The organism is Ramlibacter aurantiacus (assembly GCF_016722895.1).
Lineage (GTDB): Bacteria > Pseudomonadota > Gammaproteobacteria > Burkholderiales > Burkholderiaceae_C > Ramlibacter > Ramlibacter aurantiacus.
In genome coordinates this window covers 59,408-71,429 of the sequence record NZ_JAEQNA010000009.1, presented here as the reverse complement: position 1 = coordinate 71,429, position 12,022 = coordinate 59,408, and the positions used below count along the sequence as shown (strand labels likewise).

Genomic DNA, 12,022 nt, shown 5'->3' with positions numbered 1-12,022 from the left:
AGCCCGAGGCGGCCCTACTCCGCCTCGATACCCGCCTTGCGCATCACCTGCGTCATCACCGGGAACTCGTTCTTCAACTGGGTGGCCAGGCCCTCGGGCGTGCCGGGCATCACCTCGATGCCCATCTGGGCCGCCTTCTCCTTCACCACGGTGGAGCGCAGCTGCGTCACGAACTCGCGATTGAGCCGCTCGACGATGGGCCGCGGCATGCCGGCCGGTCCGAACAGGCCGAACCAGGGCAGCACCTCGAAGCCCTCCAGGCCGGCCTCGGCCACCGTGGGCAGGTCCGGCCGCTCCTCGGTGCGCTTGAGGCCCGCCGAGGCGATGACCTTCAGCTTGCCCTGCCGGACCTGGCCCATGCTGTTGGCGCCGTTGAAGAACACGTCGACCTGGCCCGAAGCCACCGCCTGCGTCGCCTCCGGGCCGCCCTTGAACGGCACGTGCAGCATGTCCACCCCGGCCATCGACTTGAACATCTCGCCCAGGATGTGCGAGGACGTGCCGGCGCCGATCGAGGCGAAGGTGAGCTTGCCGGGGTTGGCCTTGGCCAGCGCGATCAGCTCCGGGACCGTCTTGGCCTGCACCGCCGGATTGACATACAGGTACATGGGCGCGGCGAACAGCATGGTGACCGGCGTGAAGTCGCGCACCGGGTCGTAGGGCAGCTTCTTGCGCGCGATGCTGTTGAGGACCAGGCCGCTTTGCGTGCCCATGAACAGCGTGTAGCCGTCGGCCGGCGCGCGGGCGGCCAGCTCGCCACCGATCACCTGGCTGGCACCGGGCTTGTTGTCGATCACGATCGGCTGGCCCAGCGAGGGCATCTGCTGCGTGACGTGGCGCATGAAGAGATCGCCGATGCTGCCCGGCGTAAAGGCGATGATCAGGCGGATCGGGCGGTTGGGGTAGGTGTCCTGTGCCTGCGCCGCGCCAAAGGGCAAGGCGGTGGCCGAAGCGGCCAGCAGCAAGCTGCGACGGGTCAGGCCGAAGCCCCGGGTCGTCGGGAGGTGCGCCATGGATGTCTCCTGAAGTTCTAGTCGATCGCGATGCGATTTGACGGCCGCGCCGGCCAGCCCGCAATGCGCCTGCATGCTATGGGTGCATAGCACGCAGGCTATGACCCGGCCTCTGTTAGCGTGTCGCCCCATGCAGGAACTGACCGACTGGCTCAATCAACACCACATCGCGGGGATCCCCCTCTTCCATCTCGCCCTGGCGCTGGGCATCGCCGTTGCGTCGTACGTGGCCATGCTGCTCGTGCTGCGCTTCGTCTCGAGCCGGCTGCGCCGCATGGCGCAACGCACCTCGACGCCGATGGACGACCTCTTCGTCAAGGTGCTCGACAGCACCAACCGCTGGTTGCTCCTGGTGGCCGCGGTGCTGATCGGCATCGGCGCGGCCGACCTGGGCCCGCGCTGGGCCGACCGTGTCGGGCAACTCTGGTTCATCTCCATCGCGGTCCAACTGGGGCTGTGGATCAACCACGCCATCCGGGTGGGCGTGCGCAACTACGAGTTCCGCAACCATGGCAACACCGCGCAGCTCAGCGCGTCGGGCACGCTGCTGACCTGGTTCCTGCGCACGGTGCTGTGGGCGGTGATCGTGCTGGCGGTGCTGTCCAACATCGGCGTGAACATCACCGCCTTCGTCGCCAGCCTGGGCGTGGGCGGCATCGCCATCGCGCTGGCGGTGCAGAACATCCTGGGCGACCTGTTCGCCTCGCTGTCCATCGTGGTGGACAAGCCCTTCGAGGTCGGCGACTTCATCGCCAGCAACGCCGGCGTCGGCACGGTGGAATACGTGGGCCTCAAGACCACCCGCATCCGCGCGCTCAGCGGCGAGCAGATCGTGGTGAGCAACACCGAGTTGCTCAAGCAGCCGGTGAAGAACTTCCGCCGCATGCAGGAACGCCGCATCGTGTTCAGTTTCGGCGTGACCTACAGCACCTCCCCGGAGGCGGCCGAGGAAATTCCGCGCATCGTGCGCCGGCTGGTCGAAGCCGACGAGCACCTGCGCTTCGACCGCGCCCACCTGCAGGCCTTCGGCGACAGCTCCCTCAATTTCGAGGTCGTCTATTTCGTGCGCAAGCCCGACTACAACCTCTACATGGACGCGCAGCAGCGGCTCAACGTCTCGCTGATGCGCGAGTTCGCGGCCCGGCAGATCGACTTCGCCTTCCCGACGCGCACCCTGCACGTGGTGGCGCCGGCCAAGGACGAGGCGGCGCCCGAGCCCCAGCTGCGGGCAGCCCGAAACTGAGCGTCCGGGGGGAACGGACCGGCCGGGCGGCCGGCCGTCACACGATCAGGTTGCCCAGCTTCATCGCGCCCTTGAGCATCCCCTGCTCGCGCATCTGGTCGGCCCACCAGGCCAGTTGCGACTCCTTCAGGCCGGTCGCGGCCGGGCCGATCTGCGCGGCGGCCAGCACCTCGGGCGGCAGCTTGATGTACTTGCCGATGTGCTCGCGCACCTTGGCGCCGTTGCCCTTCCTGTTCACGAAGACCGCTCCTTCGTAGAGCGCCTCGCGGAAACCGCGCGCGGCCGCCGCGTTCTTCTGCACCCAGTCGCGGCGGGCGGTCGCCAGGATGGTGGGCAGGCCTTCGGGCAGGAAGGTGGAGTAGTACGAGACCACGTGGCCATTGCCGCTGGAGGTGATGCGCGACATGAACGGATCGCCCGACACCACGGCGTCCAGCGAGCCGCCGCGCAGCAGGTCGTTGTGCTGCGGGAAGGGCGCCTCGACGAAATTGATCCTGGTGTGGTCCACCCCGATGCTCTTGAGGTAGGCACGGAAGCCCACGTGCAGGAAGGCGCCCAGGCCAGGCACGCCGACCTTCTTGCCGACGCAGTCCTGCGGGGTGCGGATGCCCGAGCCGGCGCGCGCCACCAGGCCGAAGGAGGTGATCGACTTCGAGGTCTCCTCGAAGGACGCGACGGCCACGTGGTCCAGTCCGCCGTCCACCGCCTGCAGGTACACCGAGGGCGTGGTGCCGCCCATCTGGATGGAATCGGACTGGATGGCAGGCGGCAGCGATGGGTTCAGCGGGATCAGCTGCAGCACCACGTCGAGGCCACGCTTGCTGAAATAGCCCTCTTCGCGGGCCGTGAACAGCGACGCGAACGCCGTGACCGCGGTGTAGCCGAAGACGATGCGGGTGGTGCCCTGGGCGCGGGCAGGCAGCGCGATGGCGGCGGCACCGGCGGCGAGCGCGCCGAGCGTCGCGCGGCGGGTGTAGCGGGATAGGGTCATGCGTGTCTCCTGAAGGCTTCGTTCGAAGCGCGACATGATGCCCACCGGAGGCGCGCTCGTCGCATCGAGTGTGCCGATGCCAGCCATGCCCAGATTCGATTTCATCGCGCGCGCGGGCCTGGGCTAGCCTCGCGCGCCCCAGCTCGCCACACCGCTCTCCATGAAGCTTGCCAGCCTGAAGAACGGCGACCGCGAAGGTCGCCTCGTCGTCGTCTCACGCGATCTGCGCCAGGCGGTGGCGGCCGATGCGGTGGCACCGACCATGCGCCACGCCATCGACCACTGGGCCGCCTGCGAAAGCGGCCTGCGGGCCCTCGATGGGCGGCTTCGCGCCGGCACCGCGGCCGGCGCGTTCGCATTCGATCCGTCGCAGGCCATGGCGCCGCTGCCGCGCAGCCACCAGTTCGTCGACGCCTCGGCCTTCCTGAACCACGGCGACATCATGAAGGAGGCCTACAAACTCAGCATCGCCAGCGAGCCCGGCGTGCCCATCCTGGTGCCACGCCAGGGCGACGACTTCCGCGGACCGTCCGCCGATTACGAGTTGCCGACCGAGGCCGACCAGACCGATTTCGAAGGCGAGTTCGCGGTGATCACCGACGACGTGCCCATGGGAGCAAGCGCCGCCGAAGCCTTGTCGCGCGTGCGGCTGGTGACGCTGCTCAACGACGTGAGCATGCGGGCTTACGTCTTCAAGGAAGTGAGCCTGGGCTTCGGGATGATGCGGGCCAAGCCGGCGACCGTGTTCGCGCCGGTGGCCGTCACGCCCGACGAGCTCGGCCCGGCCTGGCGCGGCGGGCGCGTCCACCTCGACCTGCGGGTCAGCCGCAACGGCGAGTGGTTCGGCCATCCCAATGGCGGCGAGATGGATTTCGGCTTCGGCGAGTTGCTCGCCTACATGGCCTACAACCGCCGCCTGGGCGCGGGCCTGGTGCTCGGCTCGGGCACGGTGTCGAACAAGGCGCACCGGCAGGTCGGCTCGGCCTGCCTGGCCGAGCGGCGCGCGCTGGAAACCATTGAATGGGGCCAGGCCCGCACCGGGTGGATGGCCTTCGGCGAACGCCTGCGGATGGAGGCGACGGACGCAAACGGCCAGTCGGTGTTCGGCGCGATCGATTTCCGGCTGGTCCGCGCCAGCTAGCCTCTCACGGCCGCTGCCACCGCAGCAGCCGCCGCTCGGCCCCCGCCAGCAGCGCATTCGCCACGAAACCGACCAGCCCCAGGATCACGATGCCGGCGAACAGGTCGGCCGCCCTGAAGGACCGCGCCGCCAGCAGGATGGTCTGGCCCAGGCCGGGCTGCGACGCGATCATCTCGCCGACCACCGCGACGATCAGCGACACCGTGAGCGACAGCCGCATCCCCGCCAGGATGTCCGGCATGGCGTTGGGCAGGCCCACCTTGCGCACGAATTCCCCCTCGCCCAGCTGCAGGGCAGCCGCCACCTCGCGCAGCCGCGGATCGACCGATGCGAAGCCGTGCAGCGTGGCCAGCAGCACCGGCCACATCGAGCCGAAGGCGATGACGAACAGCACCATGTTCGGACCCAGGCCGAAGATCGCGACGGCCAGCGGCAGGATGGCCGATGCCGGCAGCGGCCGCACGAATTCCAGCATGGGCTGCAGCCAGGCGCGTGCCGCGGCCGAAATGCCGATCAGCGCTCCCAGCAGCACACCGGCCACGCAGGCCAGCAGCCAGCCTTCGACCATGCGGCGCACGGTTTGCCAGGTCTGCTCGCCCAAGGCGCCATCGGCCAGGCCCTCCCGCAGGCTGGCCAGGGTGGCTTCGGGCGTGGGCAGGAACACCTTGCTGACCCACTGCTGGTGGCTGGCCAGCCACCACAGGCCCATCACGGCCAGCAGCACGAACAGCGAAGGGAGCCACTCCAGAAACCGGCCCCCCCCGAAGCGCCCGGTTGGGCGCCGCTCCCCAGGGGGCGCAACCAGCGGCCCGGCCAAGCCGGTTCCGCGGTTGCCGCTTGAAGGCCGTACCGCCGCGCGGCGGCCGGTGGGCAAGCCGTGCTTCATGCCACCACCCCCATGGCGCGGTCCACCCGTCGCTGCAGCCACAGGGCCAGCGCATTGACGGCGTAGCCCACGACGGCGATCCAGAACAGCCAGGCCAGCATCAGCGGCGGATCGAGGCTTTGCTGCGCGTTCATGATGGCGTAGCCCATGCCGTGCGGGTTGGCCGCGATCTCCACCGTCACCGCCACCACCAGCGCGATGGCCACGCCCAGGCGCAGCGCGACGAACAGGCGCGGCACCATGGCCGGGAGCACGATCTTGGTGAACCGCGCCGCGGCCGAGAGGCCCAGCGCCTGGGACACTTCCAGCAGCCGCGGATCGACCTGCCGCGCCGCCGCCTGCGCCAGCACCAGCATCGGCCAGAAGGCCGCGAAGGCCACCACCGCGGCCTCCATGCGCACGCCGAACCCGAAGACCAGCATGGACAGCGGGATCAGCGCCACCGAGGGAATCGGCCGCAGCACCTCGACGGTGAGGAAGCTCCACCGGCCGGCCCGGCGCGACAGCCCGAGCCAGGTACCCAGCAGCACGCCCAGCACCACCGCGACGGCTAGCCCGGCCGCCGCGCTGCCCAGCGTGAACAGCGTGGCCTGCACCAGGCTGCCATCCGCGACCGCCCGCCCGAACGCCAGCACCGCGCGGGTGGGCGGCGCCAGGGTGTCGCTGGTGCGGCCCGGGCCGCGCGCGTACAGCTCCAGGGCCGCCAGCAGCAGCAGCGGAGCGGCGGCGCCGCGCAGGATGTTCATGGCGTGCCGTGCCATCAGGCGTGGCCCAGGTAGTGGTAGAGGTCGCGCCGCAGCCGCAGGTACTCGGGATGCTCCTTGGTTTCGAGCTGGTTGCGCGGCCTGGGAATGTCCACCTCGACGATGGCCGCCACGCTGGGCTTCCCGGGCGTGGGGTTGGCCCGCAGCGCGATGACCCGGTCGCCGAGGTAGATGGCTTCTTCCAGGTCGTGGGTGACGAACAGCACGGTGAGGCCGCTGTCACGCACCAGCCGCGACACCTCGTCCTGCAGCGACTCGCGCGTCATCGCGTCCAGCGCACCGAAGGGCTCGTCCATCATCATCAGCGTGGGCTCCTGCGCCAGGCAGCGTGCGATCTGCACGCGCTGCTGCATGCCGCCGGAGAGCTGCGCCGGAAACTTCTGCGCGTGTGCGGACAGGCCCACCGTGGCCAGCACCTTCTCGATGCGCGCCGGCCGCTGCGCCGGGGGCACCCCCGCAGCTTCCAGCGCCAGGCTCACGTTGCCCCCCACGGTGCGCCAGGGCAGCAGCGCGCGGCCGTAGTCCTGGAACACGAAGGCAGCCTCGCGCGAAGGGCCGTGCACGACCTGGCTGCCGCGCCTCACTTGTCCGCCGCTGGGTGTCACGAAGCCGGCGGCGGCACGCAGCAGCGTGGTCTTGCCACAGCCGGAGGGACCGATGATGCAGACGAACTCGCCGCGCCGGATGTCGACGCGGGTGGGCGAGAGGATCTCGCGCCCGCCCAGGCGGATGGACACGTCGTCGAAGCGCAGGATGGGATCGGCGGCCGGGGCTCCGCCGAAGGCAGCCGCCGGCCGCGCAGCCAGCGACTCGGCAGGCTCGCTCGTGTGCATGCGCATCACGACTCGAAGATCGCGACCGCCCGCGTCCATCCCGCCGAGGCGCCGCGGATCTTGTGCGGAAAGCAGCAGACGGTGAATCCGTCACCCGGCAGCGCCTCCAGGTTGTGCAGCTTCTCCAGGTGGCAGTAGCCGATGTCCTTGCCGGCCTTGTGCCCCTCCCACAGCAGCCGCTTGTCGCCCGTTTCGGCAAACTTCTTCGCCGTGTAGGAGAACGGGGCGTCCCAGCTCCAGGCGTCGATGCCGGTCAGGCGCACGCCGCGTTCCAGCAGGTACATGGTGGCCTCGTAGCCCATGCCGCAGCCGGTGTCGACGTAGTCGGGATGGCCGTAGCGCGAGCCGGCCCGCGTGTTCACCAGCACGATGTCCAGCGGCTGCAGCTCGTGGCCGATGCGCGCGAGTTCGGCTTCGACGTCGGCCGCGGTGCACACGTAGCCGTCCTCGAAATGCCGGAAGTCCAGCTTCACGCCCGGGCGAAAGCACCAGTCCAGCGGCACCTGGTCGATGGTCATCGACGGCCTGGCCTCGCCGAGCTTGCCGTCCATGGTGGAGTGGAAGTGGTAGGGCGCGTCCAGGTGGGTGCCGCTGTGCGTGGTGAGCCGCACCCACTCCGCCGCCGCGGCCTCCTGGTCGGGGAAGTCTTCGGGCTTCGAGCCAGGCAGCAGCTTCTGGAAGATCGGCAGGGTGTCGCGATGGGTCTCGTACTCGATCTTCGGATTGAGGCCCGGCGGATCGGACGGCACGTCGTTCTCGAGGTAGATGGACAGGTCGACGAAGCGGGGCATGTTCGGTCTCAGGGTTGGTCGTGCCAATGGGCCAGCGGCTGGCCGGCCACCGGTGAACGGAAACTCGGCAGCGAGGTGCCGCGCAGGCTGCCGAGATAGACGGTCCGCAGGTCGCGGCCTCCAAAGGTGACGCTGGCCATCCACGGCGCCAGCGTGCCGGCGGTGGCGGCCATGATCTCGGGCGTGAGCGTGCGGTCGCGGTAGTGCGCATCCAGGCGCGCCGCGGCCACGGGATCGCTGTCGTCCAGCAGGGTGAGCAGGTCGCCTTCGGGCGTGATGGCGACCAGCTTGTCGGTCATGACCAGCGTGATCCAGAGGTTGCCGAAGCCATCGAAGGCGAAGCCGTCGGGGAAGGCACCGAGATCGCTGGGGCCGTACACCTCGCGACCGGCAAGGCTGCCGTCGTCGCCCACGCGCAGCCGCGAGATGCGGCGGCCGTTGCTCTCCACCACGTACAGCCACTCCTCGCGGGCGTCCAGCCGAACCTCGTTGGTGCCCTCGAACCCGTCGGCGACGATGCGCACGCCGCGCGCGTCGATGAGGGCGATGTAGCCATCGCGGGCGCGGGCGTTGATGGAATCGGTCCACGGCTGCATGCGCGTGGTCACCGTGAGCCAGATGCGGTTGCGGCTGTCGCGCAGCACGAAATTGGCCTTGCCCAGCGGCTGACCGTCGATGTGGTCGAACAGGCGCCGCACCCGGCCTTGGCGGTCCATCACCTCCACCGAGTCGGTGCCCCAGTTGGCGATGATGAAATCGCCGCCCTGCAACAGCGCCATGCCATTGGGCAGCGACCCTCGGGAGGCCACGTAGCGTTGCTGGAAATCGACTTCGCCGGCCGCGGCCGCGCGCGGCCCGGGCACCACCAGTTGCTGGCTGCCGTCGGGGGCGATGCGCATCACGCCGCCGCGCGCATCCGCCGCCCACACCGTGCCGTCGCGTTCGGCTATCACGCATTCGGGCCGCTGCAGGTCACGGCCGACGTGGCGGACGGCGGCGCGATCGACCTGCCAGCCGCGCAAAGGGTTGTTGCGGGTCATGGGGCCGGCAGGATAGGCCGGCCCGTCGGCCGGCACAAAGCGAATCTCCCGATGGCAGGCATCGGGCCGGGCGATACCATCGCGGCCGACCCGACCGGAGACCTCCTGATGCGCTACCAGCGGATCGACCTCAACCTGCTGATCGCGCTGGACGCCCTGCTGGCCGAGCGCAACGTCACCCGCGCGGCCGAGCGCCTGCACATGACCCAGCCCACCATGAGCGGGGTGCTCGCGCGCCTGCGGGACTATTTCGCCGACCCGCTGCTGGTGCCCGTCGGCCGCGCCATGCGGCTGACCCCGCGCGCCGAGAGCCTGATCAAGCCGGTGCGCGAGATCATCCTCAAGGTCGATTCGACCCTGGGGGTGCGGCCCGAGTTCGAGCCGTCGACCGCGCAGCGGCAGTTCATCGTGATCGCCTCCGACTATGTCTGCACGGTCCTGCTGGACGAGGTGCTGCGCCGGGTCGCCGAGCAGGCCCCCGGCATCACCTTCGACGTGCGCCCGAGCGCCGCCGACATGGCCGAGGACCTGGAGCAGCAGCGCGCCGACTTCCTCGTCACGCCGGCGCACCTGGTGATGGCCGAACACCCGCACGACGTGCTGTTCGAGGACACCTACCACGTGCTGGCGTGGGCCGATCACCCGGAACTGCGCGAGGGTCTCACGCTGGAGCTGTACCAGGCCCTGGGGCACGTGGCCTACCTGAACGGCAAGGGCCCGCACAACCCCTGGTTCGACCAGTGGTACGCCAACCAGCACGGCGACACGCGCCGGCTGGAGGTCAACGTGCATGGCTTCGCGCTCATTCCGCGGATGCTGGTGGGCACCCGGCGCATCGCCACGCTGCAGACGCGGCTGGCGCGGCAGTTCGCGCAGGTGCTGCCGCTGAGGCTGCACGAGCCGCCCATGCAGACGCCGCGCCTGACCGAGGTGCTGCAATGGCACCGATATCGCGACGAGGACCCGGGCGTGCAGTGGGTGCGCGCCCGCATCGCGGAGGCCGCCGCGGCGCTACCGCCGCTCTGATCGCAGGCGCGAAGCCTCAACCGAAGATCCAGCGCCAGGCCAGGTAGCCGACGAAGACCCAGAACACCACGGACAGCAACACCCCGCCCCAGACCCAGGGGCTCGACAGCAGGCTCTGGTAACGGCGGTCGCTGTGCGGCATGCCAACGTGGTTCATCAGCAGATGCTGCCGCAAGCTTATGCCGCCGGCGCGCCCGCAGGCGTATCAAGGTGCGAACGATCAGGGACGGTCGGGACCCATGGGCCAGGTTTCCCGCAGCACATCGATGAACGCCCGGCCCGCCGGCGAGAGGTGCCGGTCGCGGCGCGTGACGATGTGGATGTCGCGCCGCACCACGGGCTGGCTCAGCGGCTTGATGACCAGTCGCGCATCGGCCGCGTGGCGGGCGTAGGCCGAGGGCATGACCGCCGGCCCGAGGCCGCTGGCCACCATCCACAGGGCCGTCGACTGGAACGAGATCTCGTGGCTGACGCGCAGCACCGCACCCGCCTGCGCCGCCGCGACATCGACCAATTGCCGCACGCCGTAGCCGGGTCGGCCGGCGATCACGGCGATGCCCTCGAGGTCGGCCCAGCGCACGCGCCGGGCGGCGGCCAGCGGATGGTCGCGCCGGCACACCAGCGCCATGCGGTCGCGCAGCAGCGTGCGCTGCTCGACTTCGCCGCCGGCCTGCTCCGGGGTACCGATGCCCAGGTCGACCATGCCGCCGACGATGCGCGGCAGGAACTGGTCGGGCGCGCAGTCGGTCACCCGCAGGCGCACGCCCGGGTGCCGCGTCGCGAACGCCTCCACCACCGGCGGCAACAGCATGGAGGCCAGCGTGGGAGTCATGACCAGCGAGACCTCCCCGCGCTGCAACTCGCTGAGCTCGCGCAGCCCGGTGGCCAGGCCATCGAGGTCACCCAGCACCCGCTCGGCGATGGGCAGCGTCTCGTGGGCCGCCGGCGTGGGCTGCAGCGAACGGGTGGTGCGGTCGAACAACCGCACGCCCAGCCCGTCTTCGAGCTGGCGGATCAGGACACTGACCGCCGAGGGCGTGATGAACAGCTGCGCGGCGGCGGCCCCCAGCTTGCGCAGCCGGTACACGGCCAAAAAGGCCTGCAGCTGGCGCACCGTCGGCAGGTGCTTGGGATTCATGAAGTCACTTTAACAGTGGTTCGGAAATGAACGATTTACAAAACAATCGGCCTGGCATTCAATCCCCGCTTTGCCTCCTGCAAGGACACGACACCCATGGACACCGCCGAAAGCCGCGGCTACAAGCGCATTGCCACCGAAGAGGCCTGGTGCACCCCTGAACTGATGCAGCGCTTCCAGCGCCTGCTGGACGAAGGCCAGCACGGTGACCCGGGCTTCGCCAACCTCTGGGGCTTCTTCGCCAAGAGCGATTCGCCCCGCGCGCGCGGGCTGTACGAGCGCATCCAGGACCTGGAAAGCCGCCGACTGGCCGACATGGACGCCTCCGGCGTCGACATGCAGCTGCTGATGCTCACCGCGCCGGGTGTGCAGATGTTCGATCCGGCCACGGCCTGCTCGCTGGCCACCAGCACCAACGACCAGCTGGCCGAAACCATCGCGCGGCACCCGCAGCGCTTCGCCGGCCTGGCCGCCTTCGCCCCGCACGCGCCCGACGCCGCGGCGGCCGAGATCGAGCGCGGCGTGAAGAAGCTGGGCCTGAAGGGCGCGCTGGTGAACTCGCACACCCAGGGCCGCTACATGGACGACGAGTTCTTCTGGCCCATCTTCGAGGCCTGCGAGGCGCTGGACGTGCCGCTGTACATCCACCCCAACAGCCCATCGCCGCAGATGGTGGAGCCCTTCCTGTCGCGCTGCCTCGACGCCGCGATCTGGGGGTTCCAGGCCGAGACCGGCCTGCATGCGCTGCGCCTGCTCGTCTCCGGCCTGTTCGACCGCTTCCCCAAGCTGAAGATCGTGCTGGGCCACCTGGGCGAGGGCCTGCCGTTCTGGCTGTCGCGCATCGACTTCATGCACGCCGGCATCGTGCGCTCCGGCCGCAGCGAAGGCGCCAAGCCGCTCAAGCGCAAGCCCAGCGAATACCTGCGCGAGAACTTCTACTACACCAGCAGCGGCATGTGCTGGGAGCCGGCGGTCACCTTCGTGCAGCAGCAGATGGGCTTCGACCGCGTGATGTACGCCATGGACTACCCTTACCAGTTCGAGCCCTCCGAGGTGACCGCCATGGACCACCTGCCGTTGACGCTCGAACAGAAGCGGCAGTTCTTCCAGACCAACGCCGAACGCATCTTCAAACTGTGACCGGAGACAAGACCCC

At 69.7% G+C, this 12,022-nt stretch carries 13 protein-coding genes; 4 read left to right on the top strand and 9 right to left on the bottom strand.

Going from position 1 to position 12,022, the window contains the following annotated elements:
- Positions 1-14: 14 nt before the first annotated feature.
- On the bottom strand, positions 15-1,013 hold the full coding sequence (locus tag JI739_RS20335; protein ID WP_201685832.1) for a Bug family tripartite tricarboxylate transporter substrate binding protein: 999 nt from the start codon (positions 1,011-1,013) through the stop codon (positions 15-17).
- Between the two features lie 130 nt (positions 1,014-1,143).
- Between JI739_RS20335 and JI739_RS20330 the strand changes: the two genes are divergently transcribed.
- Entirely contained in the window at positions 1,144-2,256 is a 1,113-nt protein-coding gene (locus JI739_RS20330; protein WP_201685831.1) for a mechanosensitive ion channel family protein, read from the top strand.
- 37 nt (positions 2,257-2,293) lie between these two features.
- Here JI739_RS20330 and JI739_RS20325 read toward each other — a convergent pair whose 3' ends face one another.
- Positions 2,294-3,247, bottom strand: coding sequence for an ABC transporter substrate-binding protein (locus JI739_RS20325; RefSeq protein WP_201685830.1), 954 nt, complete (start codon positions 3,245-3,247; stop codon positions 2,294-2,296).
- A 160-nt stretch (positions 3,248-3,407) separates the two neighbouring features.
- Here JI739_RS20325 and JI739_RS20320 point away from each other — a divergent pair, with 160 nt between their 5' ends.
- Entirely contained in the window at positions 3,408-4,388 is a 981-nt protein-coding gene (locus JI739_RS20320) for a fumarylacetoacetate hydrolase family protein (protein WP_201685829.1), read from the top strand.
- 4 nt (positions 4,389-4,392) lie between these two features.
- Here the strand turns inward: JI739_RS20320 and JI739_RS20315 are convergent, their stop codons facing one another.
- The 5 genes from JI739_RS20315 to JI739_RS20295 form a co-directional block, all read right to left on the bottom strand.
- Positions 4,393-5,097, bottom strand: a complete 705-nt coding sequence (locus JI739_RS20315; protein ID WP_236589935.1) for an ABC transporter permease — start codon at positions 5,095-5,097, stop codon at positions 4,393-4,395.
- 173 nt (positions 5,098-5,270) lie between these two features.
- Complete coding sequence (locus tag JI739_RS20310) at positions 5,271-6,020, bottom strand: ABC transporter permease (RefSeq protein WP_236589924.1); 750 nt, start codon at positions 6,018-6,020, stop codon at positions 5,271-5,273.
- Positions 6,021-6,034: 14 nt separating this feature from the next.
- Positions 6,035-6,877 (bottom strand): ABC transporter ATP-binding protein, encoded by an 843-nt coding sequence (locus JI739_RS20305; RefSeq protein ID WP_435531627.1) that lies wholly within the window; start codon positions 6,875-6,877, stop codon positions 6,035-6,037.
- Positions 6,877-7,662, bottom strand: coding sequence for a cyclase family protein (locus tag JI739_RS20300; protein WP_435531626.1), 786 nt, complete (start codon positions 7,660-7,662; stop codon positions 6,877-6,879). Before JI739_RS20300 ends, JI739_RS20305 begins: the two co-directional genes overlap by 1 nt.
- A gap of 8 nt (positions 7,663-7,670) precedes the next feature.
- Positions 7,671-8,702, bottom strand: a complete 1,032-nt coding sequence (locus JI739_RS20295; RefSeq protein ID WP_201685826.1) for an SMP-30/gluconolactonase/LRE family protein — start codon at positions 8,700-8,702, stop codon at positions 7,671-7,673.
- Positions 8,703-8,753: 51 nt separating this feature from the next.
- Between JI739_RS20295 and JI739_RS20290 the strand changes: the two genes are divergently transcribed.
- Positions 8,754-9,728: a LysR family transcriptional regulator gene (locus tag JI739_RS20290; protein WP_201685825.1), complete on the top strand. Its 975-nt coding sequence runs from the start codon at positions 8,754-8,756 to the stop codon at positions 9,726-9,728.
- Positions 9,729-9,744: 16 nt separating this feature from the next.
- On the opposite strand, the gene JI739_RS20285 is transcribed toward JI739_RS20290, so the two are convergent.
- A complete protein-coding gene (locus JI739_RS20285) occupies positions 9,745-9,885 on the bottom strand; it encodes a hypothetical protein (RefSeq protein ID WP_201685824.1) in 141 nt (46 codons plus the stop codon).
- A 63-nt stretch (positions 9,886-9,948) separates the two neighbouring features.
- Positions 9,949-10,866, bottom strand: coding sequence for a LysR family transcriptional regulator (locus tag JI739_RS20280; protein ID WP_201685823.1), 918 nt, complete (start codon positions 10,864-10,866; stop codon positions 9,949-9,951).
- 96 nt (positions 10,867-10,962) lie between these two features.
- Between JI739_RS20280 and JI739_RS20275 the strand changes: the two genes are divergently transcribed.
- On the top strand, positions 10,963-12,006 hold the full coding sequence (locus JI739_RS20275; RefSeq protein WP_201685822.1) for an amidohydrolase family protein: 1,044 nt from the start codon (positions 10,963-10,965) through the stop codon (positions 12,004-12,006).
- Positions 12,007-12,022 lie beyond the last annotated feature (16 nt).